This is a genomic window from Sphingomonas sp. Leaf34 (assembly GCF_001421805.1).
GTDB lineage: Bacteria > Pseudomonadota > Alphaproteobacteria > Sphingomonadales > Sphingomonadaceae > Sphingomonas.
On the sequence record NZ_LMLC01000002.1, the window covers coordinates 452,800 to 479,140 of the forward strand.

The following is a 26,341-nucleotide window of genomic DNA, read 5'->3' on the forward strand; positions in this document are numbered from 1 at the left end:
GGCGTACATCGCGCGCCATCGCGGGCAAGACACGACCAAAAGGGCGTCCCGAACGCAGCAGATTTCGTACCGGCGGTTTTGCAGGTTTGCAGCGCGTAAAGCCGAAATGGCGGAACTGCGACGGCTGCGTTTTCCATTGAAGGCTGCAGGCTATCGCGGCGCTTCCGCCGCGCTGGAAGCCGACCGAAACCGTCGAACGAAACCGATACGACTTCAGGATGCTGGTGCGAGATCGGACGCCGTCGGTGATGCGGTCGTCTCTGGGCCGAGATCCGCGCGAACGAGACGCGGCGTCGGGTCGCGGGCCTGCAGCCGCGACCCCGTCACCGCAACAAGGTTCGCGGTAAAAGTATAGCGTTCGCGTCCATAGCTTGGCTGCGCTTGCGGGGCATAGCGACGGACCGATATCGCGCGGACCACCTGTTCGGCCCAGCCCTTCTTCAACGCCACACGATCGCCACTCCGCGAGATGTGCGCGTCGCTGATTCGGCCATCGGCGCCAATCGTAAAGGCCACATCGATCCATTGCCCGACATAGCTATCCATCCCCGTGGCCGGCATTCCGGCGTTGAACAGGCCAATCGCGCCGGAGTTCGAGCCGAAGCCGTTACGCACTCCCTGGGGAGACGCGGTCAGCGCAATGGCGGGGGCGTATAACATCCGTGCAGGCGCTCCGGCAGGCTGCCTTGGATATTGCGCAACCAGGCGATCCAGCTCTGGCCCGGGGGTCGTCTGCGCAGCCAGCAAAAAGCTAAGTTGCCCGGCGGCCACTTGATAAGGCTGCAACGCCGGTTCACGCCGGGCGAGCAGCGCATCGATCGCCTGGCGTGCCGAGGAGGCGAACATCGCGTGATTCTGTTCGGCGAGGCGGGTGTTCAGCGTCGCTATGCGTAGCAGAGCAAGCCCTTCGATCTCGACAAGGCCGAGCTTGTGTGCGCGTCGGGCGATGCCCGCATATTGCATCTCGCTGCCTTTGAACCGGCCGGCGCGAGCATAGGCATCGCCAAGCTCGATCCGCTCCAGGAACACACGCGGATCGTCTTCAGCAGTGCCGGCCTTGATCGCGCTGACGGTATCGAGAGCGCTCGACCATTCGGCGTCGGCTAGGCCGAGATGCCCCGCGATCACGCCATTGGCATGGTGAAGATTGGCCACCGCCACCGGATATTGCTTTGCGAACCGGGCGTTGCGACGCCGTGCTGCCAGCAGCGACGCACGCGCGGCATCATATGTGCCGGCTTCAAACTGCGCCTGGGCCAGCGCAAGTGTCGCGGCGATGTCCTTGTCAGGCGCGCAATGCTCCGCAAGGCAGGCGTCCAAGACCTTTTCAAAATCCGGGATACGGCTGCCGACGACAACGATATCGCGAGCCGGTGCCGCCTCTGCGGACGGTGGCGGCGGCGTACCCTGGCCGGGCAGAGGGGCGGCGGCCAACACGCTGCCTGCAACCAACCAACGCCCTATGACCATCGCCAAGACTCCGCAATCCGTCGCCAACGCTAGGCGTCAATCACGTCCTCGTCCACCATACCCGGCCATCGGTCGCGTACGCGTTCAAGCCGCATCGAACCATTTCTGCAGGTGATGAGCGGCTGCCTGCAGGAAGCATCGCGCTCAAAAATATTCCGGCGCGCTCGCGTGTCGGGACCGGGTGGAACGCCCAGCCAGCGCAGGCCCAGCAAGACCCAGTACGCGGCTATTCGGGGTCTCATGGCTGCAAGCCGCTATCAGCCATTCGTGTATCCGGCCGCCAGTTGCGGCACGCCCGATCAGATCCTTTACGGGTTGCCGCGGCGAATGCCGAGCAACGGCCCAGGCGTCGCCCTCATGCCCTCACTCGAAGTCCAGATTCTTGATACGCACGGCATATGGCGGACAGTAGAGTCCATGTGCTTCGGTAGATTTCGCCACGACCGATCCGGCGTTGATGACGCACCCCTCCCTCACGATCACGCCCGGGTAAATCGTGACGTTGGCACCTACCCAGCAGCCGCGTTCGATCAGGACAGGCCGAAGTCGATCCCCGTCCACGCCCCGTCGCCAGACCGAGCGTGTGATGTGGTGGGTCAGCGAGATGATCGTGCACCGGTAACTGATCCGCACCGCTTCGCCGATCTCGACGCCACCGCCGGCGTCGATCAGTCCCTCCGGGCCGACGAACGCACCCTTGCGCAGCGTCAGGCGATGCGGATCGATAACCGTGCAGCTCGGATCGATAAAGGCCCCTTCCTCCATCGTGATGCGTGTCATCATGTCTTCGGTCAGCACGGGGTTCGGCTCCCAAATTCGGCATTTTGCCATCCGTTGTTGACACGTCGCTCCCGGTCAAGGGTCTGTCTCAGTACCGAACCCTGGCCCCCGCGTAGAAGTAGCGACCCACCGGCGAGATCGGCACGTTGGTCTCGAAACCGATGTCGGGCTTCTGGTCCGCGAGGTTGTTGATGCCGCCGTAGACCGAGAACCGCGTGTCGACGGCGACCTCAGCCTGCACATCATGCTGCCAAAGTTCCTTGTAGCGGAAATAGCGTGGATCGACGAGGCTGGGGTTTGCGTCGGTATCGGCCTTGGCAAAACGACGGACACCGTCCTGCCAGCGCAGATTGTAGCTCAATGTGAGCGCACCCGCGGTCCAGCTCGGCGAGAAGGTGAAGGTGTATTTCGGCCGGAAGGGCTGGTCGACATTGTTCTCGGTGATCGCGCCGGGCGTCGCGACCTGTTCGAGCTTGTCGAGATACCCCCCGACCAGGCGGATATCGAACGCCCCCGCGCGCGCCGTCCGGAAGCGATAGGCAATGTTGAGTTCGGCGCCAGCGGTGCGGAACGCCGCGACGTTCTGCGGCTGGACGACATAGCCGTTGATGAACCCGGTGCCGCGCTCACGGCTGATCGCGTTGCAATAGGCGTTGTCGAGCGTCGGCTGGTCGACGCACAGCGAGGCGATCGTGTTCGCATCGGGCGTGTTGATCGCATCGCGCAACCGGATGTCGTACCAGTCGAGCCCGATCGACAGCCCCGCGATCGGCCGTACCACGACGCCGGCGGTCCAGGTGCGCGCGACTTCGGCGCGCAGCTCCCGATTGCCCTGCTGCGTGCCGGGGATAAAGATCGTCGCGTTCGGGTTGTTCTGCGCGGTGAAGGTGGTGGGATTGCCCCCTGCGCCGGTGATCAGCGTCTGGCAGTTCGCGGTGCGGAACTGCGTCCCGAGCGTGCGGTTGCCGAGGTAGCAGGGATCGGAGAAGAAGTTGCTGCTGCCGGTCTGCGGACGGAATATCTCGCCGATGTTGGGCGCGCGGACCGAGCGGCCGTAGGAGCCGCGGAAGCTGATCTCGCGGATCGGCGCGTAGATACCGTTGAACTGGTACGCACGGGTCGAGCCGACCGTCGAATAATCCGAATAGCGTCCCGCGGCACCGACCGAGAGCAGGCTGGCGAACGGTACGTCCTTCAGGATCGGCGCGTTCAATTCGCCGAATGCTTCCCAGACATCGAAATGGCCGCTCGACGGGGTCGGCAGGATGTATTCGTCATACTGGTAGAACAGATTGTCAGTGATCGCCTGCGCCGGACGGAAGCTGCTCGACTCGCGGCGATATTCGCCACCGACAGCAAATGCGACCGGGCCGCCGGGGAGGGTAAAAAACTGTCCGAAGTCGCCGTTCAGCGAGGCGGCAGCGACGTGCTGAGTCAGTCGCGCATTGCTGGCCGGGTTGCTCAGGAAATAGCCGAACGAGGCCGGGTCCACGGTGTTGCCGCCGAACGTGTTGACCGGGACGCAGCCGGCCGCGCGGGCCTCGGCCGAACGGCAGACGATCGTTCCCCCCGGCGCGCGCACCGCATCGAGCGCGTTCAGGAAGCGGTCGTTCAGACGGTCGTTGAGCTTGGTCGCGCGGACATCGGTCTGGCCGTAGGTGTAGGACACGTCGTAGCTGGCGTGCTCCGAGATACGGCCGGTGACGTCGATGACGCCGCGATAGGTGCGGCGGCGGTCCTCTTCGCCGCGCCGCGGGATGTCGAAATTGTTGCGGTTGACCTCCACCGAGCCGAGGCCGGCTGCGGTCGCGGCAGCCAGGATGCTTGCCGGGATGTACGGATTGTCGAGCGCGATGGTCGCCGGGTAATTGCCGCCATAGCCACCGAGGCTGGTCACGGTCGACTGGACGAACTTGCCCTCGAGGCTGATCTTGAACGCCTCCGAGGCGTCGTAATGCGTCAGCGCGTTGACCGCGTGGCGGCGGGTGCGCGGGAAGATGTCGCCGATATACCCCGCGACCGGCGTATCGTCGCCGCCGACCGAATAGCCATCGTTCTGGAGGAAACGGCCGGGCGTATAGAGCGCGCCGTCGCCGCGGAACGTCTGGTCGCCGATATACACGATGCCTTGGTTCGAGCTGTACGGATAGCGCAGGTCGCCGACCGGTCCGATCTTGTAGCTGCCAGCGCGCGTCGGATCATAAGTGTCGAGGTTAACGAAATACTGGCGGTCGCCCGGTGCGAGATACCGACGATCGTCGTTCGCGAGCGGCTGGTCGGCATTATACTCATAGGCAAGCGTCAGATTGCCGCGACCGTCGGCGAAGTTGCGGCCCGCGATCAGCGAGGCGAAGCGGTTGGCGGCGTCGCCGCGCTCCGAGATGCCGAACTGGCTGCGGGCTGCGACGCCGTCGAAGTCGCGCTTCAGCACGAAGTTCACCACCCCGGAGACGCCGTCGGCACCGTACACAGCCGATGCCGCCCCGGTGAGCACGTCGACCCGCTCGATCAGGTCGGTCGGGATCGCGTTGATGTCGACCGCCGCTGTGTCAGGCTGGCCGGCGACGTGGCGGCGGCCGTTGACGAGGACCAGCGTCCGGTTCGGCCCGAGACCGCGAAGGTCGAGCAGGTTGAGCCCGACTTGCCCGAAACTGCCATCGGCCTGCGCATTGCCCGCGGTCCGCGTGCTGTCGCGCGAGTTTGTCAGCGCCGGCACACGCTGCAGGAAGGTGGTGACATTGGTATTGCCCGACTTCTGCAGGTCAGCCGCGCTGAACGAGACGATCGGGTTCGGCGCCGCATAATCGGGGCGAGCGATACGCGAACCGGTGACGACGATCTCGCCCGCTGGATCGGCGACGGGATTGGCAGCTAAATCGGGGGCCGGATCGGTAGCGGCTGACACGGGCATATCGGCGCCCTGCGGGCCAATCTGCGCCTGTACCGAAGTCGCCGCAAGCAGCACAGCGCCGGACAACAGATGACGGCGGCGAAGGATACGCATGACTTCTCTCCCTGCTCGACGGCATTGCCCCCTGCCGACGTTGTTGCGTCTGGCTTAACCGAACCGCCGGTTACTGAGCAAGGAGGCTACCTGCGCAAACCCCGCCAAGCTATTAACCTAGCGCAAAATTCTGCGCGTTACTGGTTTGTACAGGGGGTGGCGTGGACGGTCGCAATGCGCCACGATCTGATGATGGGGGAGCAGGCACACGACTGGACGCGAAGAGCCGCATTGGGACTCGTGCCGACGCTGGGTCTGGTGGCTTGCGGCGGCAGGCGCGAGCCCGAACCGCTGAGATTTTGGGCGATGAGCTACGAAGGCGACTATTCGCCGATGCTGATGCCCGCATTTGCAGCTGCGACGGGGATCGCGGTCGATGTCCAATCGCTCCCGGCGACCGCGAGCCATGAAAAGCTGCTAACGGCGCAGGCGGGTGGCGCGATGCCCGACGTACTGATGCTGTACAACGGCTGGGTCCAGGAGTTCGCGACGATCGGCGCGATCGCCCCGGTCGCTTACCCGACGCTGACCGCAGATATGTTTCCCGGTGTGTTGGATGCCACCAAGGTCAGTGGCCGGGACTTTGCAGTGCCATGGTCGGTGGCACCGCAGGTTCAGTTCTACCGCCGCGATATTCTCGCCAAGGCGGGCTATGCCGCGCCCGCCGACGATTGGGACGGCTGGCTCCGCATGGGCCGCGCGATCAAGCGACAGCGGCCCGACGATTTCGTCTTCATGCTTCTGCTCAACTGGCCGGACATGCTCATCACGATGCTGATGCAAACGGGTACGACGATGCTGCGCGACCATGACACGCGCGGGAACTTTGCGACGCCGGAAGCACGGGCGGCATTCGCCTATTACGCCCAGATCTTTGCCGAAAGGCTCGCACCCATCGCGCTCTCGACCGAAATACAGGACCCCGTCGCGGCTTTTGCGCAGGGGTATTTCGCGATCTGGCCGACCGGTCCGACGACGTTGCTCGACCTTCACCGTCGCGCCGCGGAGCTCCCCGCCGAGCGTTGGGGAACCGCGCGGCTCGCCGGCCCGCACGGTCTTGGCGCCGTGTCGGCGCTGAGCACCAGCCTGTGCGTATCCGCCGCGACGCCGCGCGCGGCGGACGCCTGGGCGCTGGTTCGCCACCTCAGCTCGCCGGTGAGCGAACTCCGCTACCAGCGCCTGATCGGCAATCTGCCGGCTCGCCTGAGCGCGTGGTCGTCGCCGCAACTCCGCGCGCCAATTCTCGCCCCGTTCAAGGAGCAGATGCGGTTTCCCGCCACCGCGCCGAAAGTGATCGAATGGGAGCGGATCAAGCTCGAGGTCCAGTTCGCCGCCGAGCGCGTCGTGCGAGGCGTCCAGACGATCCCGCAGGCGCTGGCAGGCCTGGACACGCGCGTCGACCAGTTGCTTGCCAAGCGGCGCGCCCTCATCGAGGCAGGGACGCTCGCATGACGCGTCAGGAACGCACCGCCTGGCTCTTCTCCGCGCCGGTCCTCGCGATCATCGCGCTGGTCTTCGTTCTGCCGACCACGCTCGCGATGGCGCTGTCGGTCACCGATTACTCGATCTACGCGCTCGCGGACTGGGCGAATTTGCGCTTCGTCGGGCTCGGCAATTTCGTCGATCTGTTTTCGACACCGCTGTTCTGTCGCGCGATGGCCAACACCGCCCTGTTCGCGCTGCTCGGCGTGCCGATGGCGATCGGTACGTCGCTCGCCGTCGCGATGCTGCTGAACGACGCGACGGTGCGGTGGAAGCCGCTGTGGCGCGTGCTGTTGTTCGCGCCCTACGTCACCAGCATCGTCGCGACCGCGGTCGTGTGGCGGTTCCTGTTCAACGAACGCTCGGGGCTTATCAACCGCGTACTCGCGACGGTCGGCCTCGCGCCGGTCGACTGGTTGGGCGACCCGCACACCTCGATCCCGGCGATCCTGATCTTCGTCACCTGGAAGATCTTCGGCTACAACATGATCGTCTTCACCGCTGCGCTGTCCGCGGTGCCGCAGGATCTGATGGAGGCGGCGCGGCTCGACGGCGCCGGGCGCTGGAGCCGCTTTCGCCACGTCACCCTCCCCGCGATCGGTCCGACGTTGCTGCTCGCCGCGGTGATGAGCGTCGCTGGCTTCCTCCAGATCTTCGCCGAGCCCTATGTCATGACGCTCGGCGGCCCTGCCCAGAGCACCACGACGATCCTGTATTTCATGTTCGACGAGGGCTTCAAATGGTGGAACCTCGGCCAGGCCAGCGCGGTCGCGTTCGTCCTGTTCCTGATGATCCTGGCGCTGACGATGATCCAGACGCGGATTGGGAGGCGCTACGAATGGCTTTGAAACCTCGCGCGGTCCTCGCCAATGTGGCGGTGCTGCTGCTGACCGCACTGACGATCGCGCCGCTGCTCTACATGGTGATCGTGTCGTTCATGCCCCGTGGAGAATCGAGCACCCTCCCGACGCCGCTCTGGCCGTCGCGTTGGTCGTTGGAGAATTACCACGAGCTGCTCGTCCGGCGGCTGATCGACGGGGCGTGGTTCGACTACCGGATCGTCCCCGCGCTGTTCAACAGCATCGCGATCGCCGCGATCTCGACGCTGCTCGGCTTGCTGCTGACGGTCCCCGCCGGCTACGCGTTCGCCAAGCTGCGGTTCCGCGGACGCGAGCGGCTGCTGAAGATCCTGATCGCGTCGCTGGTCGTACCCGGCCAGGTCGCGATGCTACCGCTGTTCCTGATCTTCAAGCAGCTCGGCCTCGTCAACAGCTACGCAGGCGTCATCTTGCCAAGCCTTGCGGGCATCTTCGCAATCCTGTTCGTGCGGCAGGCGACGCTGGCGATCCCCGACGAGATGATCGACGCGGCGCGGATCGACGGCGCCAGCGAAACGCGGATTTTCGTGACGATCGTGCTCCCGCTGCTGACGCCGATCGTCGTGACGCTGGCGCTGTTCCTGTTCCTGGGCTCGTGGAACGACTTCCTGTGGCCGTTGATCGTGCTGGCCGACCAGCATCTCTACACGCTGCCCGTCGCCGTCGCGGCGATCGCGCGCGAGCATTCGGCGGACGGCGAACTGATGATGGCGGCGGCCGTCGTCACGACGATGCCAGTGCTGCTGCTCTTCCTCGCGTTGCAGCGTTATTATCTGACCGGATTGCTCGGCGGCAGCGTGAAGGGATAGGCGCGGCCATCGGCGCCGAACACATGCGCGTCCTTGGGCGCAACGCCGACGCGTAGGACTTCGCCCAACGTTACCGAGCGCTCCCCGGGGAGCTGCGCGACAATCGTATTTGCCGCGCCCCGGGCCCCAAGATGCGCGAACGACAGCGGCCCGAGACGCTCGAACAGCTCGACCGCGCCGACGAACGGCCCCGCATCATCCACGTGCAGATGTTCAGGCCGAACGCCGAGCGTGACCGCCGCGCCGACCGCACCCGCCGGGACGATCGCGCCGGTGTTTACCGTCCCGCCCCCCGCCAGCCTGACGGTCGCACCATCGGAGCCGACCCCCGCGACCGTCGCCGGTAGCAGGTTCATGCCAGGCGATCCAATCGCCGCCGCGACGGCCAGGCTCGCTGGCCGGCGGTACACCTCGATCGGCGGACCGACCTGCTCGACGCGCCCCTCGCTCATCACGACGATCCGGTTGGCGAGTGTCATTGCCTCGAGCTGGTCATGCGTGACGTAGATCATCGTTGCGCCAAGCTGCTGATGCAGCCGCGCGAACTCGTGTCGCATGCGCGCGCGCAGATTGGCATCGAGGTTCGACAAAGGCTCGTCGAGCAGCAGCACTTTTGGCTGGCGCACCACAGCGCGGGCGATCGATACGCGCTGGCGCTGACCACCCGACAAGGCCCGCGGCCGTCGGTCGAGCAAGTCCGACAGATCGAGCATCGCCGCGACCTCCGCGACCCGCTCTGCGACCTCGCGCCTGGCGATCTTCGCGACCTTCAACGGAAATGCGATATTCTCCGCGACCGTCAGATGCGGGTAGAGCGCGTAGGACTGGAACACCATCGCCAGCCCACGATCGGATGGCGCCGCGTCCGTCACGTCGCGTCCGTCGATCATCACGCGTCCCGCGCTCGGCATCTCAAGCCCGGCGATCATCCGCAACAGCGTCGACTTGCCGCACCCCGATGGCCCGACAAGCACGACGAACTCACCCGCCTCGATCGTCAGGTCCGTCGGCTGGAGCACCGTCGTATCACCGAAACGCTTGAACAGTCCGCTGATTTCGACGCTTGCCACCGCATGTCCTTTTGCCTCAGCCCCGTGGGTAACGGCAGACACGACTGCGGGCAAAGTCATCCTACCCACAGCGCTCGGATTTTTGCGATGCGCAGACCCGGAAGCGGTCATTCCGCCCGTCCCTCACCGTACCAAAGCCGGAGATTTGGTCAGATAGGCCAAGCCGCGCTCGACTGCTGCACCGCTCACGGCAAGCTACGAAGCGGAATGGGGATGGCTACAGAAGCAGTTTTCGCAGCAAACCCTATGTTCAGTTCTCCGCGATCGCCCCCGTCGTTACACGACCGACTAGGTCGACTACTTCATCGCGTTATTTCATCCGCTTAATAAAACTGTCACTTTGCGCGTCCAACGGCCCTTCATCGAACAGGGCTGGGACGACTTAATGACGAAATTTGGATTGCGCACGGGTTGCGCTTTTATCGCGCTGAGCATCGCGGCGCAGTCGCCGACATCGGCGCAGACCGCCCCCGCGACGCCGCCCATCGAGACAGCCCCGGACGCGACCGCGCCCGACGTGGCGATATCGGACACCGGCGGCGACATCATCGTCACCGGTTCCGCCCGGCAGCAGCGCCGTTTCGACGTCTCCTACGCGGTTAATTCGCTGAGCAATGCCGACATCCAGAAGCTGGCGCCGATCAACTTCGCCGACCTGCTCGGCAAGCTGCCGGGGTTCGCGGTCGAGAACACCGGCGGTGAGGTCCAGAACATTATCCGTCTGCGCGGCCTGCCGAGCGACGGCGGCCTGGTCACGTTCCAGCAGGACGGACTGCCGCTGTTCCATGAGAATGACGGCAATTTTTTCCGCGGCGACAGCATCAACCGGTTCGACCTGATGATGCAGCGCGTTGAGGTCGTGCGCGGCGGCCCTGCCCCGGTCTATGCGAGCTATGCCGCGGCGATCGTCAACAACATCACCGTGTCAGGCACCGACGTGACGCGTGGCAAGGCGCAGGTCACGCTCGGCGACACCGGCCTCTACCGGCTCGACGCCTATCAGGCGGGTCCGATCGACGAGTCGACCTATTACGCGATTGGCGGGTTCCTGCGCCGTCACGACGGCTACCGCGACAACGGCTTCCCGAACGATCGCGGCGGCCAGATCCGCGCCAACATCAAGCACGACTTCAGCAACGGCTCGCTGCGTCTGTCGGGTAACTATCTGAACGACCACAACGTGTTCTACCTGCCGATCCCGACCGCCGACCCGCGCGATCCAACCAAGTCGCTCAACCGGTATATCGACTTCTTCAGCGGCACGATGAACTCGCCCGCGCTGCGCAACGCGAACATCCGCTTCCGCGAGGCCGACGGCACGACGCGCAACGTCGCCGCCGATCTCGGCAATGGTCGCCACACGCAGTTCGGCAATGTCGGCGTCCAGTACGACGCCGATTACGATGGCTGGAAGGTCGCAGCCAAGGGCGGCGTCAGCATCGGCAAGCTCCATTTCGACGCGCTGTATTCGACCAGCAACCCGTCGGACGCCAACGCCTATGCCAACGCGACCAGCAATGGGATCGGCACCCCGACCAACCTCGATAACGCGCGCAAGGCGTTCGGCACCGGTGTGACCCGGCTAGGCTATGCGATCGCGGGCACCAACGGCGCCGAACTCTACGACCCCGGCACCGCGTCCGGGCTGGTCGTCCCCGCCCAGTTCCGCGACGTCGTCTCGAAATATTATTCGACGCAGGGTGACCTCAGTGTCACGCGCTCGATCGCGACCGGCTTGGGCACGCACGATCTGCGCATAGGCGTCTATGGCAGCCTTTACGGCGAGACCAACGAAGTTGCGTATCAGGACTATCTGCTCGAGGTGAAGGGCAAGCCGCGGACGCTCGATCTGATCGCGTACAACGCCGCGGGGCAGGCGGTCGGTTCGGTCACCGACAACGGCGTTCTACGCTACACGACAACGCTCAACCGCGGCAACACCGATGCCAAGATGTACGCGCTCTACGCGAACGACACGTGGGAACTGACAAAGGGCCTGACCCTCGACGGCGGTGTTCGCCACGAGCGCTACAGCTTCAACGGCTATGCGTTCGCGACCACCGCCGCCAACCTCGGCGATCCGTCCACGCTCGCCGACAACGCGGTGCGCGCGTTCACCGGGCAGATCATCAATGCCAAGCTGAGCCCGAGCATCACCAACTGGACCGGCGGCATTAACTACGACGTCACGCAGCACCTCGGTGCGTATGCGCGCGCCTCGCATCTCGAAACGCCACCGTCGACGCAAGTCACGTACCAGATCGCCCCGACGATCATCACCTCGAAGGCGAACCAATACGAGGTCGGCCTCAAGGCCGCGTTCGGCCGGTCCTATCTGTACTTGATCGGCTTCTACACGCGCTACAATCCCCTCAATGCTTCGTTCGTCGCGCTCGACCCGGTCACCGGCCGCAATGACCAGTCGGTGCCGTTCGTCGGCAAGGCAGAGATCAAGGGCATCGAGATCGACGGCAACCTTGCGCTGCCGCACGGCTTTGCGTTGACCGGTGCGCTGACGATCAGCGATCCGCAGTATAAGAGCCTCGTCAACGCCAACGGCGCGAGTGCGGGCGACGTCGAGGGCAACCAGATCGTCCGCGAGCCCAAGGTCTATGGCAATATCCGTCCGTCGGTCGACTTCGACGTCGCGGGCAATGCCGTCCAGCTCTATGGCCGCTACGAATATACCGGCAAACGCTATGTCGACTTCTTCAACAATACCGCCCTGCCCTCCTACCAGACGGTCGGCGCGGGCATGACGCTGACGCACGACACGTGGCAGATGCAGGTGGTCGGCGACAACCTGTTCAACGCCAAGGGCCTGACCGAGGGCAATACGCGCACCGACCAGTTGAGCGGCCAGGGCACTGCCGACGCGATCTACGGCCGGCCGATCTTTGGTCGCAACGTCCGCCTCGTGGTCAGCAAGTCCTGGTGACGGCGTTGCGTTTAACGCTTGCCGCGCTGGCGATGACGGCCGCCGTACCGGTTTGGGCACAGGCGCCTGTACCGGTGGCGGTGGCGGACAGCGTCGTCGACGGCGTGTCGCAGCGGCTGTTCCCGATGCTCGGCGCGCTCGGCCGGTCGCCGGCGCTCGATTTGCGAGCGCGGGCGGCGCGGATTGCCGCGTGTGGCGAGGCCCCGGCCTGCGTGGTCGAGGCGACGATATGGACCGATCAAGACCGGGCGGCGGTCGCTGCAGCCGTTGGGCGGCTGGGAAAGAAGGCCCCGCTGGCGAATGCGGACCTGTCGGTGGCGGCGGGCGTCGACCAGGAGCTCGAGGCGCTGGACGTCGTCCTGCGCGTTTACGGATTGGGGCTGCCGGGACGTTATCCGAAGATCGACGGTCCGGTCTTCGCAACGAACACGCCGTTCTTCGCCGACAGCGTAAAGGTCGCGATCAATACTGCGCGCGCCGCGTCCGATGCGCCGCCCGAGACGATCGCCGCGAGCGTACGGCTGGCGGTGGCGCTGCTGGATGTGAACGACGCGACGGCGGCAACGCGGTTCGACCCGCTCGACCAGCGCGAGAATGCAGGTGCGCGCGCGCTGGCGCACCGGACCGACTGGAACGCCTTCCGCTATGCGCTGCTGATCGTGCCCGGCGTCGGTCCGGAGGACATCGGCACCGCGCTCAGCCCGCGCAGCAAGCTCCACGCGCTGCTTGCCGCACAACGCTATCGTCAGGGTCTCGCACCGTTCATCCTCGTGTCGGGCAGCGCCGTACATCCGCGCGGTACGCGGTACGTCGAGGCAGTCGAGATTCGCCGTGCCCTGATTGAGCGCTATGGCATCCCCGCCAACCGCGTGATCCTAGAGCCATATGCGCGGCACACTACCACCAATCTGCGTAACGCGACGCGCCGGATGGTGGCGCTCGGCATCCCGCTCGACCGATCGACGCTAATCGTGACCGACGCCGAGCAAAGCAAATACATCGAAAGCCCGACCTTTACCGACCGCAATCGCCAAGAGCTGGGCTATTTGCCGGGTGCGGTCGGTCGGCGGCTTTCGGTATATGATCTCGAATTTCAGCCGTCCCGGCTATCGCTGCGCCACGATCCGCGCGATCCTCTCGACCCATGAGCCGATATCTGACGCACGCGCTGTCCAGCATGCCCCACATCGCCGGTTTAGCCTCGGCAAACGCCGGGGCCCGATCGGGGGACGGGCTTAGCGAAGCATCGCGCGCCGTCACCCCGACCGTTCCCAGCGTACCCCGGCGGTCGCCGCGGCGGTTGAGCTATCCGCTGCTCCTCGCGCTGCTCGCTACCCCCGCGGCTGCCCCCGCGCAGGACACACCCGCAGACCTTGTCGACCCGTTCGTCGGCACGCTCGCCGATTTCGGCCAGCTCTCCCCCGCCGCAGTCGCACCGTTCGGAATGATGCAGCTTGGCCCCGATACCAGCCCCGCCAATCACGCCGGCTACGACCATGCCGCGACCACCTTGCTCGGCTTTTCGCACACTCGTGGCGTCGGCGTAGGCTGCAGCGGCGCGGGTGGCGACCTGATGATCTCGCTGCGCTATACCGCGCAGAGCGGCCCGGCGCTGATCGACAAATCCAGCGAGACGGCGCGGGCCGGCACCTACCGTGTCCGCTACGACGGCGGCATCTATGCCGAGATGGCAGCGACGCGGGGTGCAGGCGTGCTGCGCTTCACCCTGCCCCGCGCCGGCACCGTCGACCTGCGGATTGATCCGCGACACAGCTATTCGAAACGCTTGGCAGCCCGTTGGGCAAACCTTGCGAGCGATGACTTCCGCGCCGACCTCGTCGCGGGCACGGTTTGCGACCAGGGTGCCTATCATCTTCACACCGCCAGCCGGATCCTCGTCAACGGACGGCCGATCCACCGGACTCTGACTGTCGGCGCGAACGATGCGGCGACGCTGCAAATCGCCGGCAAAGCGGGCGATGCGATCGAAATTCGCACAGGCATGTCGACCGTCGATGGACGCGGGGCCGCATTGGTTCGGGACACCGAAGTCGGCAGCAAGCCTTTCGCCGCCGTCGCGATCGAGACGCGCAGAGCCTGGAACCGCATCCTCGGCGGTGTGACGCCGAGCGGCTCGCGAGACCAGCGCTCGCTGTTCTACACGTCGCTTTACCGCGTCATGGAAACCCCGGTCGCGATCGACGATCCCGATCACCGCCACCGCGACAATAAGGGCGTGGTACAGACCTCACCCGACGGACAGACGCGCTACGCCAACTGGTCGCTATGGGACAATTACCGTTCACAGATGCCGTTGCTCGCCCTCCTCCAGCCCGAGCGCAGCGCCGATATCGCGCAGTCGCTGGTCGCGCTCTACGCGGACGGCAAGGCGCAATGGTCGACCCCGCACGAGCCATTTCTGACGGTCCGCACCGAGCATGCCGGGATCGCGCTGCTCGACATGCACCGCAAGGGCATTGCGTTCGATGCGGACGCTGCGCTGGCGGGGATGGCCGCGGACAGCCACACGCTCCACCGTGGCACGCCCGACGAGCAGATCGAGGCAGCGTATGACGATTGGGCAACCGCCGAACTTGCGCGCGACCTCGGCCGAACCGACATCGCGCGGACCTTCACCGCCAAGGCGCAAAACTACCGCCCGATGTGGCGATCGGTGTTCCAGACGCCGGGCGCGGACGGTGACGTGGTCAAGGCGCGTGGGCTGTATCAGGGCACTTTGTGGCAATATCGCTGGGCGCCGATCTTCGACCTGCCGTGGATGACCGCAACGGTCGGGCGCGAGCAGCTGCTCGGCGAACTGCATCATTTCTTCGATGCCGGGCTGTTCAACATGACTAACGAGCCCGACATCCAGGTACCGTGGATGTTCACCGCGCTGGGCCAGCCGCAAGCCACAGCGAACCTCGTGCGGACGATCCTGACCACGCCGATCGCGCATCCCTATACCAACAACGGCAAACTGCCGGTCCCGTTCGTCGGTCGCAGCTTCGCGCTGTCGCCGCAGGGCTTTGCCGACGGGATGGACGATGATGCCGGCGGAATGACGGCATGGTACGTGTTCGCCACGCTTGGCCTGTACCCGCTGGTCCCGGGCGAACCATGGTACGTGGTCACGACCCCGGCGTTCAAGCAAAGCGCGATCGATCTCGGCAATGGCCATAAACTGACGATCCAGCGCGCCGGACCGGCGCACGGCAGGATGACGCGCGCGACCTTGAACGGACGGTCCCTGCCGAACTTTCGCGTCCAGCATGCCGATCTGCTCCTCGGCGGGACGTTGAAAGTCACGACTCGATGACAGAATCCGTCGACATCAACGGCGCTGCCGTGATCCCGGATGTCCTACCACCACCCGGCTCGGGATTTGCGGCCCCGGCAGCACTTATGGACGATCGGTCCTGCGACGATACGCCAGACAAAGATCCAAACCCCGACCGCCGCGCCCCCTTCGCCGCTCCCCAACGTCGGGCACGCAAATAGTCCCCCCGCAAATCCCGACGACGAAAGCGTCCACGACCGCCGTCGTGGGGGCTCTCCGTGGACTGCCTTGGCCGCCAACCCGCTAGCGCCGGTGGACCAGCAGCATCGGTACGTCGCATTTCAGCAGCATGGTCCGTGTTGCCCCACCGAAGATCGCCTCGATCGTCCGGGTATGACCGAAGCCGCCCATGACTACGAAGTCGTACCCTTCGCTCGCCACCTCACGCACCAACGCCTCGCTTACTCGCTCGAGGCCGATCGGTTCGTTCTTGACCGTGCTCTTGATCCCGTGACGTGACAGGTAGCGTGCGGCCTCGTCCACGTCGGTCGTCATCGCGCCGGTATCGGCATGGAACAGCGTCACCGACTTGGCAATCCGAAGCAGCGGCAGCGCCGAACACAGTGCCGCCTCGGCATCCTGTGAGCCGTCCCACGCAACCACTGCGCGGCCCTGGGCCGTGAAACCGCAGTTCGCGGGTGGGACCGCCAAAACCGGCTTGCCGGTATGGACAAAAAGGTCGCCGATAACGTGCGTCATGTGTGCAAAAAACGCCCCGGTATGATCGGTGCTGACGACGATGAGGTCGATCAGTCCAGCCCGCGCCTCCAGCGTCTGCGACAGGAAACCGGTCGTGCTGGTCCAGTCGAACGGCACGTCCTCGCGCTCGATCCTGCTACGCATCCGGCTGGCATGCGCCGCCTCGACCGCGGTGTCCTCGGCGAGAAGCAATCCACCCGCCGTCATTGGTACGGAATAGTCGCCGACATATTCGGGAACGATGGTCAGGTCGAGACACGCGAGATGGCCACCCACCCCACGGGCGACATCCAGCGCGGCCTGATAGCGCGCCTCCTGGCCCTCATCGTCGTGGATCAGCGAAAGGATGGTCTTCATCGGTCGTCTCCTTTCATGGGTTGCGTGGCATGGGTACGAGACGCGAGCCAGGGTCGATCGACGCAGCGTCCCAGATATCCGGGGCCGCGGCGGCACGGACGGTGCCGCATCGGCCCGCTTGATCTCATCCGCGTCGCGCCGTCCGAGATAGCCTTGCTTGGCGAGGTTCGGATCGGTGGGGGAGGCCCCCCGCGCACCGACGTCGCGCGCATCATGACTCATCCACCTCTACGAGAAGGCTATCGTCCACCATGGCGCATGTTCGTGCAGCGGTATGGCGGACGCGATCGAGTTGTGCGGTCGCGTATGCGGTGCTCATGTTCGGCACGACGGACTCGATCATGACGTGCTCGCTCTGCTTCATGCCGAAGCCCCGCCACAGATAAACATCGAGGATCTCGCGCAAAGACAGCACCTGCCCGCGCTCGCTCAGCCAGTCGAGCGGCAGACCCGACGTGCTGAACGACAGGAGCGGCTTACCTGCCAGTCCCGGCTGTCCGCGCCGGTCGTGGACCGCACGGAACGAGTAGTTCGCGCCGAGGACGCGATCGATATACCCTTTCAGGATCGCCGGCGGCAGGCCGTACCAGATCGGATATACCAGCACGATCACGTCGGCGTCGCGGACATGACCCAGTTCCTCGGCGACGTCGGCGCGTGGCGCCCATCCGGCGTGGCCGGGGCGCTCGTCGTCCTTCAGCACCGGATCGAATCCCAGCGCATAGAGGTCGCGGACCACCGCCTGGTGACCGCACTCGCGGACGGCGACCGAATAGGCATCGACGATCGCGCTGTCGAAACTTGTGGACGACGGGTTGGCGCCGATGACGAGGTGCGTCGCTCGCGCGGTCTGCAGTTCGGGAACAGCGGTGTTCATGGTCGGAGTCCTCGTCACGCCCCAGCATGATTGAGCCGGCCACATCATCGCCCGTGACGCAGGCGCGAGATATGCGTAGTTATACAGATGCCCCGCGCAGCCGTGCTGCCCGGGGCTGGCGGTCAAGCGGACGCGCGCGTGCTCCATGCGAGCCAACCCGCCACGGCCAAGAGTGCGACCGCGTAACTCCGGCCCAGCCATTCTGAGGTGCGGTTCTCAACCAATCTCTGCGACCGTGACGCGAGCGCGACGATGCCGCAATGGACCGTGGTGGCGATGACGAGATGCACTGATCCCAGGATCAACGCCTGCAATGGCAAGCTGCCGCGCGTACCGTCGAAGAAGCCCGGCAAGAGAACGGCGTAGAGAATCGCGGCCTTCACATTTAACAGGTTGGCAAGCAGCCCGCGCAAGAAAAGCCGCGCTCTTCGCAACGGCAGCGCGCGCATATCGGTCATCGTTGCTGGATGCCACGCATCGCACGCCAGCCAGACCATGTAGACCACGCCGGACCAGCGCAACGTCTGGTAGACGTACCGGTTGTCGAGCGCGCCCTGCGCGACTCCGGCAACGGTTGCCGCGAGATAGAATGCCAGGCCGAGCGTCACGCCGGCGATGACTGTCAGTCCCGCGGATCGTCCCCGCTGCGCGGCGACGATGGCAAGATAGCCCATGTTCGGCCCGGGCGTCAGTTCGATCAGCAGCGCCGTGGCGGTGAATCGCAACAGCGTCGGGAGCGCTATCGGGCCTAGCGTCAGCGCGATGTCATGCATGATCTACCGTCCACCGCGTATCGCACGTGTTCGTCCGCGAGACTTGGGGCCTGGCGAGACAGGATTTCGCTCAGCCCACGATCAGGATGGGGACCGTGCTGGACTCTACGAAGTCGCGGGTTACTCCCCCCAGCACGATGTCGCGGACGCGCGTATGCGCGAACCCGCCGATCACGAGCAGATCGGCGTTCTGCTCCTTGGCATAGAGCGTCAGCGTTTCGGCGGGGGGTTTCTCCGCGTTGACGATCCAGTGCCCCTGCGCTGTGAAGCCGTGCCGGGACAGATGCCGCTTCACCTCGCCATGCGCATCCTTCTCTCGCTCGCATTGATGCAGCTTGTCGCCGACCGTCACGATATCGATGACCGCGTCGGGTTCCGCCAGCTGAATCAGCGCGTGCAGCGCGCGTGTGGCTTCGGGCGATGGCGTCCAGCCGAGTATCGCCCGATGAACCCGGGTGATGTCGGCGTCGAAGGGCAGGATCAGCAGCGGTGTACCGCTCGCCCGGATCAGCGTCTGCGCGACACGCCGTCGCAGCCATGGTGTCGCCCATGTTTCGAGCGCGCCCAAGACGATGATATCCGCCACCTGCCGGCTCCGCCGCAGATCTCCCGCGAGCCATGCCACATCGTCGTGAAAGCCGAAGACATCCCTGGCGGCGCCGAAATCCCGCAATGCGCCCTGCACCTGCGCAACGTTGGCGGCATCGTCGCCCATCAGGACGACCTCGGGCACGTACAGCGCGCCGAAGGGGGCCAGAGCCGGGGAGGTCATCGGTGCCGGCGTAAGAACGGCGACCTCCAGATGGGCGCCGCTCGCTTCCGCAAACCGAGCGACCGTCCGGAGGAAGGGGGCAGCGACATCGCCATTGTCGACGACGGCCAGAACGCTCTTGAGCATGATCACTTCTCCTTGCACCAGCAATGACAGCCAAATGCGCCGGTGGCCTTGCGTAGATTCCCGTAGGTCCGGGAAAGTGATGCCGTCGATCATAGAGGCTGATAACGCAGTCGCGCGACGGACAGCCGACCCAGACGATCCGTCGTGGTGATAAAAAAGGAGGCCAGACCCGAGTGTACGGGTGTACGGGTGTACGGGTGTACGGTACAAAAGCTGCTGCGTCATAGTCTAGTAAGTACATTCGCCGTTTGAATCAGAGAATGATCCAGATCGGCCTAAATGCCGGCTGCGAATGGCGAACGATTCGTTCGCGTAGACGAGCCGGCGTAGCAAATCACGTTTCAACGAACTTTCTTGCCTATACGCGCCGCAAGCTGCTGCCACTGATCGCGTGTCTTTTCAAGAATTTCGGGCTTGACCTGAAACATACAGCGCCGTTCTTGGGCGGCGTGCTATTGGGTGGCGTCGTCGGCGACGGGGTCGGCGCAGCGGTGAGCGATTATATCTACCGCAGGGCTGGCAGCCTGCAGGCAGCGCGGCGCAACCTGATCATCGTCGGGATGGTCGGCGCGTTCGTGTTCCTCGTGCCCATTGTCCTCACCCATGATCTGACCACGGTCGCAATATGCCTGTCGCTCGCGTTCTTCTTCTCCGAGCTTGTGGTGGCGCCGATCTGGGCCGTCCCGATGGATATCGTGCCGTACTATGCCGGCACCGCCAGCGGCATGATGAATTTCGGCTTCGGGATAGCTGGTATCCTCTCTCCGCTGGTGTTCGGCGCGGCGGTAAACATGACGGGAAGCTGGTCGATCCCGTTCTTTGCTTCGCTAGCGCTACTCCTGGTCGGCGCCGGTCTGTCGTTCTTCATGCACCCGGAAAAGTCGTCTCAGGCCAACGGACCTCGCTGAGTCGGACGGGGAAAGCGCTGCGTGGCATGACCTGATGACCTATTGCACGCAATCAAATCGCCCTGATCTCGGTCGGGACCCAGGATAGAACGATCTGGCGCGTATCTGAACAGCTGCATTGCGCCGCCGACCGGAAGCAGGCAGCTTGCGCGTCCACGCAAAAGGGAGACCGGATTGTGTCTGTTGCTGTCCTGGATAGCCATCGGCTGACGCTCATCGCACTCGTCCCCGACCAGGCCATTTCCATCTTCGAGCGGTTCCGGGAGTTTCCGCGGTTTGGCGAAGCGCAGCATATCGCGGTGCGCAATCGTACTGCCGCTGAGCGCACGGCGCTGGCCGCGCGGATCGATGCCGCCGTATCGGCGTCCGATCGAGCTGTCATGCTCCTGGCGCAGGGTAGTGCCTGTGCGGCGGCCGCATGGTGGGCGCGACTGTCACCGAAAGCCTATACCGCAAACGTCGCCGGTGCCTTGCTGGTCGCGCCCGAAGGCACCAGCTCGCATAACCGTCATTTTGCGGCGCCGAAAATCGGCCTGCCCTTCCCGTCGATCGTCGTCGGCGCCGATGACGAAGCGCAGCGCCTGGGCGTGGAATGGGGCAGTCGCCTCATCGATGGCCCGCTCCTTAGCGCGGCAACGGCACCGACCAATCGCCTGCGCGCCATCATCGAACGCTTCACTTCCGCCGTCGTCGAGCGTGACGTCGATGCCGCGTACCGCATCATCCAGGCGATCGGCGACGCCTAGCTGGACGCCGGCCCTCTCGTGAGAGCAGCCGATGCTCGGACCATGCGAGCGCCCTGTCGGAGATCGCCAGACTTCATATCTGGGGCGACGCTCGCGGATCATCGTGAAGAAGCAAACGTATCCCGACGGCGCACCTTTGCTTGCTTTGATTCCCTTCTATCGAGCGGGTTTTGGCGCAGCAAAGAAGGTGGATATCCGAAATCTCGTCGCGAGGATGCCCGTCAACGCGTTACCCACGCTCGCCATCGCCGTCCTGATCTACGCCGGCGCGTTCGCGCTTATCGCGGTTCACGCGCAGGGTCCGCTTCCCGTGCTGATCGGGCTCGGCGGATGGCTGGTCGCCTGGCAGGGATCGCTGTAGCACGAGACGATTGACGGCCATCCAAACGTGATCGGCCGCGTCGACGGCGGGATTGACTTTGCCCCCTTGTCGCTCTGGCTGCCGTATCGGCCGTATCGCCGAAGCCATCCGCCGCATCATGCCGCCAGCGTGATCACCGACCCCCAGCACGATCCTGAATCGCGCTACCGCCTCTCCCGCCACGGCACCCTCGCCGCCACGCTGCAAACGACCTTGGTCGGCCTTGAGGGCCGCACCCCAGGAAAACGGTTATTGAAACGGGCGTTTCGGATGCGTCATTCTTTTGCGTCGGCGAAATTTTCTCGGTTTCCCACCATGCATTGTGCGATGCAAACTCTCTTTGCGTCAGGCCGACTGCGAACATGTCAGCTGGCTCTTTTCCAGCACTGTCGTAAGTTGCTTCGATCGAGGAGTAGCAGATGAATAACAAGGCATCAGCATGGGCCCGTACAACCACGGGAATTAGCGTAGCCGTCGCAGCGATCAGCGCTCATGCGCAGTTCGTCCCGTCCGCTGGATACAGCGGTAATGGATCGCGACCGGGCGTCGCGGTGCCGTCAGATCTGAGCGCGCCGGCACTTACCCGCATCCCTGATACGACGGTATCAAACGTGTTCCGCGTCGATCCGGCCTACACGCGCGGCTCGGCTGTAGGCCATGCCAAGGTTGTTGGCGCATTTGCGATAGCCGAAACGAGCAAATCGCATGTCGTAGCCGCATGGTCCACGGGTTTTCTGCCCGTTACTGTCTCATTGAGTGACGGTCGCTGCTACGTGCTCGAAGCTGATTATGAGGGAGGCACACTCTCCAATGGCCGGTTGAGCAAAACAGGATGTGAGGGGCCGCGATCGTTGTATGAACCGGCCGCTCCTCCGGCACCGGCCAACCGCTCACTACGGTTCATAGGGGCAGCATGGGGCTACAGCGCTTGGGTTGATGATCGGGCGAAGGTCACCATCGTTACCGCGCCGGGAACAGCAATCTTCAAACCTCTTTTCACGGCTCAAATGACGTCCACCGCCATCATGGCAATGAGCAGCCCTGACTCCCCTAGTGGCAATGTCACGTTGGTCGGTAAAATCAGAGGTCGACTGACGATCGCGACGCTGGAAGTAGGGTATTGACGCTGATCCAAAACTTTTGGTTTTGCATCACAAATGTCTGGGATAATTGGAAAGCGGACGGTCCGCTTACGGTGCGATTTATTCAGATAGCAGACATAGTGGGATGCGGCCTTTCCGAAGACGATGCTATTTCTGGACGGCTAAGCCTGTAAGCCTATCTCACCTTCAGGGTTATTCTGCCGTGTGTTGTCGATCAAACATCTCGCGTGACGTCCGAAAGCTGTCGACGTTCTCGACGATCCACGTCCACAGGGGGACCATCATGAGCAGCAGCTTCAGTCCGGTTTCGGACAGAGCATATTCTACGTGAGGAACGACCTCCTCGAAGTCGTGACGCACCACCAATCCATCGCGCTCCAGATGGCGCAGCGTGCGCGTCAGCATCCGCTGCGTGATACCGTGCATCCGTCGCCCGATTTCCGCATGGCGAAGCTGGCCGTACACGCCGAGCGTATGGATGACGCCAAGCGACCAGCGGTTGCCGGCATGGGCCAACACCTCACGGCGAACCCCGTCGTCATCGTCCCGCAGGCCATCGCACACCGTTTGCGAATATCGGAGGATGTCCTCCTCGCTTAGAGATTGAACGGCAGTATCACGCATGTACCCATCTTTCACGCTTGCCCGTGGCTTGCCAGATCACCGGCATCCAAGGTGAAACGAGTTAGAACGATGAACGATACAGTCTCCAATGTGAAATCCCGCAATATCCTCGTTCTGGGTGCCGGCGAGCTTGGGATGCCTGTGCTCCGCAATCTGGCGCGTCGCGCCAAGGGCATCGACGGTGCCAAGATCAGCGTCCTTCTCCGCGAGAGTGCCGTCGAGTCGGGCGATCCCTCCAGGCAGCGTGACATCGCCGAAATCCGCGAAGCCGGGATCGAGATCGTGCTCGGCGACCTGGTGAACGACACGATCGAGGAGCTGGCATCGCTCTTTTCGGACTACGATACGGTGATCGGCTGCGCGGGCTACGCAGCCGGGATCAACACGCCGATGAAGCTCGCCAAGGCGGCGCTGCAATCCGGTATCCCGCGCTATTTTCCGTGGCAGTTCGGCGTCGACTTCGAGGCGATCGGCCGCGGCGGGCCGCAGGACATCTTCGATGCCCAGCTCGACGTGCGCGAGCTGCTGCGCTCGCAGGACAAGACCGAGTGGGTCATCATCTCCACGGGCATGTTCATGAGCTACCTGTTCGAGCCGGACTTTGGTGTCGTCGATCTGGAGAAGAGCGAGGTTCACGCGCTCGGCAGCCTCGATACCGCTGTGACGCTGACGACGCCGGATGACATCGGCGTGCTGACCGCCGAGATCGTATTCTTCGAGCCGACGATCCGCAACGAGATCGTCTTCCTGGCCGGTGACACCGTCACCTATGGCGAGGTCGCGGACAAATTGGAGGTGGCACTGGGCCGGGCCTTCAAGCGGTCGGTTTGGACCGTGCCTTTCCTGATGGAAGAGCTAGCGAACGATCCGACAAACATGATGCGCAAGTACCGCGCCGCATTCGCGATCGGTCGCGGTGTGTCGTGGCCGAAGACAGGCACGTTCAATGATCGGCAGGGTCTTTCGGTCACCGACGTTGCGGCCCTGATCGGTGCCGATCTGCGAGGGGCGCAATCAGATAAGTGATGGAGGCGGGATGACTATAGAAAACTTCCCAAAGACGCCTCCAGAGTGGGACAGTTGCCCCGGCGATCACGCCGATAGCGATCTGGCGCAGCTTGCTGCCCAAAATCCGTTCCCGATTGGCATTTCCCGACTAGCCAATCGGAGACGGGGAACAGGAAGGATCGCGCTCGACGAATGGCCATTATGGGCGCCCCGATTGCCAGCCTGAACGTCCAAAAGTGGGCGAGACTGCTAAGCAACTCGAAAAGACTGCTGATTGGGGACGGTTGCGGCTTCCAGACCATGCACTCGAAGCCACCGATCGTCAGAACTTGCTAAAGTTTTACGGCCGCGTTGCCGCCATCCGCCCAAAGCGCCGATCCCGTGACGAAACTCGACATATTGCTGGCCAGGAACAGCGCTGCCTGGGCGATCTCCTCGGGGTGAGCGATCCGCTTCATCGCATGGAGGCCGGCAGCCCATTCGCGCTGGCCGTCATCGCCGGCCATGTCGGTCGCTGTGCCCCCCCGGCAGGAGCGCGTTGGCGCGAATGCCGACTGCGGCATAATCGGCTGTGATGCCACGCACCAGGCCCATAATCCCAGCCTTGGCTGCCCCATACGCGCCCATGCCAGGCAGACCCACGCTATTGCTAACGAAGCTGCCTGTGAAACCAAGCGCGCCGCCCCCTTGCTCGATCATGGCAGGGATCTGCGCTCGGGCGCCAAGAAAGGCCGCAGTCAGATTCACTGCCAGCACGTCCGACCATTGGCGAGGCTCAATCTCGGCAAGTGGCCCAAATGGTCCCAACCGAGCCAGCATTGTTGAAGGCGATGTGCAAGCCGCCAAACGTATTATGTGCTGCGGCAACCGCCTCATCGTGCGTGCGCGCTTTCGTGACGTCACCAATGATGGCGCGCGCGCGACCACCTCGATCCTCGATTTTATCAACAGCCAGTTCCAACGACGCTTTCCGCCGGGCAACGAGCACCACGGACGCTCCGTGCGCGGCAAACAATTTTGCAGCCGCCTTGCCGATGCCAGAACTAGCTCCCGTGATAATCGCGACCTTACCGTCCAGCAGTTTCATTTATCGGCTCCTTCATGGAGGCTATCGGCTATTCAGCCTTTCTGCTGTGCGCGTCCCGTTCCTTGTCATCGAAGTCATTAGATGACTCTGGTCTGGGTGAGCTTCCGCGCGTGGGATCTCATAGCGGGAGTCGCCCCGGCGATCGCGCTTGACGAATGACCGTCATCGGGATCCGGATCGCCAGCCTGAACGTCCGGGGTGGGAGGAAAGCGGCACGGCAGCTTTCTGGCGCAGACGATGCGGCCATTCCTTCAAAATCCGCTTAGCACGACCTGAACGCCTGACGCTCCTGACTACCTCTGCGAAAGCGCTCGACCGGATGCAAGGGTTTGCAACGCGGCCACATGGTTTTTGAAGGCTTTTCGGCCCGCGCCCGTAGCTGCGATCCAGGTCCTTTGCCGTGTGTTGACTGTTGCCTTTCGCAACTCGATGTACCCGCCGTCGCTGAGCTGTGCGAGGTGCTTGGACAGAACCGAGTCGCTGACACCGAGAACGTTGCGTGCGGTCCCGAACTCCATCTCGCTCACATCGGCCAACAACGCCATGAGCTGCAGCCGCGCTGGAGGGTGAATCAATGGATCCAGCCTCTCAACGCCCATGTCGCGCTCCACCTAGCTCCCGCCGGTAGACACGTTCCCATACGATACTGAGAGTCGTTGCGAACACTGCCATGCCGCTCCCCATCGCGACCGGCGCCCAGGTCAGACCATAGCGTGTCTTGAGGACGAGGGCGCCCACCAGCGCACCGAATGCGACCGCCAGCATCGCGAATGTCACCCATCGCGTTTGCCCAGCTCGATAGCCGCTAACGACGAACCCATCCCGGCGCCGATCGCGTGCAACGACCATAGCGGTAGCGGCCATGCAAGCGGAAGAAACGATCACCGGCCATGCACCGGGGAGCGCATACCCGGCGATTAGTCCGCCCAGCAACAGTCCGACCACGGCGTGGCGACCGAAGGACCATTTCATCCGCCCGGCCAACGCGTCGCGCGACGTCCGCATCATCTCCAGCGAACGCGCCGCCTCTGCTTTGTCCATGGGTCATTCTCCCGCGAGCCCTCCGCCCGCTTTCTCAACCGGCAAGTTACGACTTGACGATATGGAAAGCAATGATCATTTTCCAGTT

25 protein-coding genes are annotated in these 26,341 nt (G+C 64.1%); 11 read left to right on the plus strand and 14 right to left on the minus strand.

The genetic code is table 11. The annotated features are described in order from the left end of the window. Positions 1-213 precede the first annotated feature (213 nt). The 3 genes from ASF00_RS07345 to ASF00_RS07355 form a co-directional block, all read right to left on the minus strand. Positions 214-1,437 carry a hypothetical protein gene (locus ASF00_RS07345; RefSeq protein ID WP_443024393.1) on the minus strand — a complete coding sequence of 408 codons (1,224 nt, stop codon included), beginning with the start codon at positions 1,435-1,437 and terminating at the stop codon, positions 214-216. Positions 1,438-1,833: 396 nt separating this feature from the next. Continuing rightward, complete coding sequence (locus ASF00_RS07350) at positions 1,834-2,268, minus strand: acyltransferase (RefSeq protein WP_055876390.1); 435 nt, start codon at positions 2,266-2,268, stop codon at positions 1,834-1,836. A 70-nt stretch (positions 2,269-2,338) separates the two neighbouring features. Continuing rightward, positions 2,339-5,254 (minus strand): TonB-dependent receptor plug domain-containing protein, encoded by a 2,916-nt coding sequence (locus ASF00_RS07355; protein WP_082463275.1) that lies wholly within the window; start codon positions 5,252-5,254, stop codon positions 2,339-2,341. 174 nt (positions 5,255-5,428) lie between these two features. On the opposite strand from ASF00_RS07355, the gene ASF00_RS07360 reads away from it, so the two are divergent. The 3 genes from ASF00_RS07360 to ASF00_RS07370 are packed head-to-tail and all read left to right on the plus strand — an operon-like array spanning position 5,429 to position 8,423. Continuing rightward, a complete protein-coding gene (locus ASF00_RS07360) occupies positions 5,429-6,706 on the plus strand; it encodes an extracellular solute-binding protein (protein WP_162233562.1) in 1,278 nt (425 codons plus the stop codon). Further along, a complete protein-coding gene (locus tag ASF00_RS07365; RefSeq protein WP_055876397.1) occupies positions 6,703-7,584 on the plus strand; it encodes a carbohydrate ABC transporter permease in 882 nt (293 codons plus the stop codon). Before ASF00_RS07360 ends, ASF00_RS07365 begins: the two co-directional genes overlap by 4 nt. After that, complete coding sequence (locus tag ASF00_RS07370; RefSeq protein WP_055876401.1) at positions 7,575-8,423, plus strand: carbohydrate ABC transporter permease; 849 nt, start codon at positions 7,575-7,577, stop codon at positions 8,421-8,423. The genes ASF00_RS07365 and ASF00_RS07370 overlap by 10 nt, the downstream gene beginning before the upstream one ends. Here ASF00_RS07370 and ASF00_RS07375 read toward each other — a convergent pair. Beyond that, entirely contained in the window at positions 8,384-9,493 is a 1,110-nt protein-coding gene (locus ASF00_RS07375) for an ABC transporter ATP-binding protein (RefSeq protein WP_055876404.1), read from the minus strand. The two genes, ASF00_RS07370 and ASF00_RS07375, sit on opposite strands and share 40 nt — an antisense overlap. A 385-nt stretch (positions 9,494-9,878) precedes the next feature. Here ASF00_RS07375 and ASF00_RS07380 point away from each other — a divergent pair, with 385 nt between their 5' ends. From ASF00_RS07380 to ASF00_RS07390, 3 genes are read left to right on the plus strand one after another with little or no spacing between them, the layout of a single operon-like run. After that, the gene (locus ASF00_RS07380) at positions 9,879-12,431 is read left to right on the plus strand and encodes a TonB-dependent receptor (protein ID WP_055876406.1); all 2,553 of its coding nucleotides are present in this window, start codon (positions 9,879-9,881) and stop codon (positions 12,429-12,431) included. Then, complete coding sequence (locus ASF00_RS07385; protein ID WP_414893363.1) at positions 12,428-13,579, plus strand: YdcF family protein; 1,152 nt, start codon at positions 12,428-12,430, stop codon at positions 13,577-13,579. The genes ASF00_RS07380 and ASF00_RS07385 overlap by 4 nt, the downstream gene beginning before the upstream one ends. Continuing rightward, positions 13,576-15,750: a glycoside hydrolase domain-containing protein gene (locus tag ASF00_RS07390; protein WP_235525665.1), complete on the plus strand. Its 2,175-nt coding sequence runs from the start codon at positions 13,576-13,578 to the stop codon at positions 15,748-15,750. Before ASF00_RS07385 ends, ASF00_RS07390 begins: the two co-directional genes overlap by 4 nt. 264 nt (positions 15,751-16,014) lie before the next feature. On the opposite strand, the gene ASF00_RS07395 is transcribed toward ASF00_RS07390, so the two are convergent. The 4 genes from ASF00_RS07395 to ASF00_RS07410 all read right to left on the minus strand — a co-directional run bounded on the left by ASF00_RS07395 (position 16,015) and on the right by ASF00_RS07410 (position 19,468). Beyond that, the gene (locus tag ASF00_RS07395; protein ID WP_055876409.1) at positions 16,015-16,827 is read right to left on the minus strand and encodes a universal stress protein; all 813 of its coding nucleotides are present in this window, start codon (positions 16,825-16,827) and stop codon (positions 16,015-16,017) included. Between the two features lie 211 nt (positions 16,828-17,038). Next, a complete protein-coding gene (locus tag ASF00_RS07400) occupies positions 17,039-17,704 on the minus strand; it encodes an NAD(P)H-dependent oxidoreductase (RefSeq protein ID WP_055876412.1) in 666 nt (221 codons plus the stop codon). A 122-nt stretch (positions 17,705-17,826) separates the two neighbouring features. Next, complete coding sequence (locus tag ASF00_RS07405) at positions 17,827-18,429, minus strand: LysE family translocator (RefSeq protein ID WP_162233563.1); 603 nt, start codon at positions 18,427-18,429, stop codon at positions 17,827-17,829. Positions 18,430-18,547: 118 nt separating this feature from the next. Next, positions 18,548-19,468, minus strand: coding sequence for a universal stress protein (locus ASF00_RS07410; protein ID WP_235525666.1), 921 nt, complete (start codon positions 19,466-19,468; stop codon positions 18,548-18,550). Between the two features lie 167 nt (positions 19,469-19,635). Between ASF00_RS07410 and ASF00_RS07415 the strand changes: the two genes are divergently transcribed. The 4 genes from ASF00_RS07415 (at position 19,636) to ASF00_RS18345 (ending at position 22,514) form a co-directional block, all read left to right on the plus strand. Continuing rightward, the gene (locus ASF00_RS07415) at positions 19,636-20,283 is read left to right on the plus strand and encodes a hypothetical protein (protein ID WP_055876421.1); all 648 of its coding nucleotides are present in this window, start codon (positions 19,636-19,638) and stop codon (positions 20,281-20,283) included. Positions 20,284-20,459: 176 nt separating this feature from the next. After that, complete coding sequence (locus tag ASF00_RS07420; protein WP_055876425.1) at positions 20,460-21,029, plus strand: alpha/beta hydrolase; 570 nt, start codon at positions 20,460-20,462, stop codon at positions 21,027-21,029. A gap of 214 nt (positions 21,030-21,243) precedes the next feature. Beyond that, on the plus strand, positions 21,244-21,390 hold the full coding sequence (locus ASF00_RS07425) for a hypothetical protein (RefSeq protein WP_162233564.1): 147 nt from the start codon (positions 21,244-21,246) through the stop codon (positions 21,388-21,390). A 419-nt stretch (positions 21,391-21,809) separates the two neighbouring features. After that, positions 21,810-22,514, plus strand: coding sequence for a hypothetical protein (locus tag ASF00_RS18345; RefSeq protein WP_156348219.1), 705 nt, complete (start codon positions 21,810-21,812; stop codon positions 22,512-22,514). Positions 22,515-22,685: 171 nt separating this feature from the next. Here ASF00_RS18345 and ASF00_RS07430 read toward each other — a convergent pair whose 3' ends face one another. Then, a complete protein-coding gene (locus tag ASF00_RS07430; protein WP_055876431.1) occupies positions 22,686-23,117 on the minus strand; it encodes a winged helix-turn-helix transcriptional regulator in 432 nt (143 codons plus the stop codon). Here ASF00_RS07430 and ASF00_RS07435 point away from each other — a divergent pair. Continuing rightward, entirely contained in the window at positions 23,097-24,143 is a 1,047-nt protein-coding gene (locus tag ASF00_RS07435) for an aromatic alcohol reductase (RefSeq protein ID WP_235525667.1), read from the plus strand. The genes ASF00_RS07430 and ASF00_RS07435 overlap by 21 nt on opposite strands. Positions 24,144-24,457: 314 nt before the next feature. On the opposite strand, the gene ASF00_RS19140 is transcribed toward ASF00_RS07435, so the two are convergent. From ASF00_RS19140 to ASF00_RS18960, 5 genes are all read right to left on the minus strand, one after another. After that, a complete protein-coding gene (locus ASF00_RS19140; RefSeq protein WP_268795090.1) occupies positions 24,458-24,631 on the minus strand; it encodes an SDR family oxidoreductase in 174 nt (57 codons plus the stop codon). Next, positions 24,618-25,001: an SDR family NAD(P)-dependent oxidoreductase gene (locus ASF00_RS18955; RefSeq protein WP_327196351.1), complete on the minus strand. Its 384-nt coding sequence runs from the start codon at positions 24,999-25,001 to the stop codon at positions 24,618-24,620. Before ASF00_RS18955 ends, ASF00_RS19140 begins: the two co-directional genes overlap by 14 nt. After that, complete coding sequence (locus ASF00_RS19220) at positions 24,901-25,212, minus strand: SDR family NAD(P)-dependent oxidoreductase (protein WP_200910495.1); 312 nt, start codon at positions 25,210-25,212, stop codon at positions 24,901-24,903. The genes ASF00_RS18955 and ASF00_RS19220 overlap by 101 nt, the downstream gene beginning before the upstream one ends. 293 nt (positions 25,213-25,505) lie before the next feature. Then, positions 25,506-25,811 (minus strand): transcriptional regulator, encoded by a 306-nt coding sequence (locus ASF00_RS07445; protein ID WP_055877212.1) that lies wholly within the window; start codon positions 25,809-25,811, stop codon positions 25,506-25,508. Beyond that, a complete protein-coding gene (locus tag ASF00_RS18960; protein ID WP_055876436.1) occupies positions 25,801-26,253 on the minus strand; it encodes a hypothetical protein in 453 nt (150 codons plus the stop codon). The genes ASF00_RS07445 and ASF00_RS18960 overlap by 11 nt, the downstream gene beginning before the upstream one ends. Positions 26,254-26,341 lie beyond the last annotated feature (88 nt).

Bases quoted from the DNA above. Each gene is read 5' to 3' on its own strand.
- ASF00_RS07415 (WP_055876421.1), top strand. From the start codon at position 19,636: ATGATCCAGATCGGCCTAAATGCCGGCTGCGAATGGCGAACGATTCGT.
- ASF00_RS18955 (WP_327196351.1), bottom strand. From the start codon at position 25,001: ATGAGGCGGTTGCCGCAGCACATAATACGTTTGGCGGCTTGCACATCG.
- ASF00_RS18960 (WP_055876436.1), bottom strand. From the start codon at position 26,253: ATGGACAAAGCAGAGGCGGCGCGTTCGCTGGAGATGATGCGGACGTCG.
- ASF00_RS07360 (WP_162233562.1), top strand. From the start codon at position 5,429: ATGCGCCACGATCTGATGATGGGGGAGCAGGCACACGACTGGACGCGA.
- ASF00_RS07445 (WP_055877212.1), bottom strand. From the start codon at position 25,811: ATGGGCGTTGAGAGGCTGGATCCATTGATTCACCCTCCAGCGCGGCTG.
- ASF00_RS07370 (WP_055876401.1), top strand. From the start codon at position 7,575: ATGGCTTTGAAACCTCGCGCGGTCCTCGCCAATGTGGCGGTGCTGCTG.
- ASF00_RS07410 (WP_235525666.1), bottom strand. From the start codon at position 19,468: ATGATCGACGGCATCACTTTCCCGGACCTACGGGAATCTACGCAAGGC.
- ASF00_RS19140 (WP_268795090.1), bottom strand. From the start codon at position 24,631: ATGGCCGGCGATGACGGCCAGCGCGAATGGGCTGCCGGCCTCCATGCG.
- ASF00_RS07380 (WP_055876406.1), top strand. From the start codon at position 9,879: ATGACGAAATTTGGATTGCGCACGGGTTGCGCTTTTATCGCGCTGAGC.
- ASF00_RS07355 (WP_082463275.1), bottom strand. From the start codon at position 5,254: ATGCGTATCCTTCGCCGCCGTCATCTGTTGTCCGGCGCTGTGCTGCTT.
- ASF00_RS07430 (WP_055876431.1), bottom strand. From the start codon at position 23,117: ATGCGTGATACTGCCGTTCAATCTCTAAGCGAGGAGGACATCCTCCGA.
- ASF00_RS07400 (WP_055876412.1), bottom strand. From the start codon at position 17,704: ATGAACACCGCTGTTCCCGAACTGCAGACCGCGCGAGCGACGCACCTC.
- ASF00_RS07390 (WP_235525665.1), top strand. From the start codon at position 13,576: ATGAGCCGATATCTGACGCACGCGCTGTCCAGCATGCCCCACATCGCC.
- ASF00_RS19220 (WP_200910495.1), bottom strand. From the start codon at position 25,212: ATGAAACTGCTGGACGGTAAGGTCGCGATTATCACGGGAGCTAGTTCT.
- ASF00_RS07365 (WP_055876397.1), top strand. From the start codon at position 6,703: ATGACGCGTCAGGAACGCACCGCCTGGCTCTTCTCCGCGCCGGTCCTC.
- ASF00_RS18345 (WP_156348219.1), top strand. From the start codon at position 21,810: ATGAATAACAAGGCATCAGCATGGGCCCGTACAACCACGGGAATTAGC.
- ASF00_RS07425 (WP_162233564.1), top strand. From the start codon at position 21,244: ATGCCCGTCAACGCGTTACCCACGCTCGCCATCGCCGTCCTGATCTAC.
- ASF00_RS07395 (WP_055876409.1), bottom strand. From the start codon at position 16,827: ATGAAGACCATCCTTTCGCTGATCCACGACGATGAGGGCCAGGAGGCG.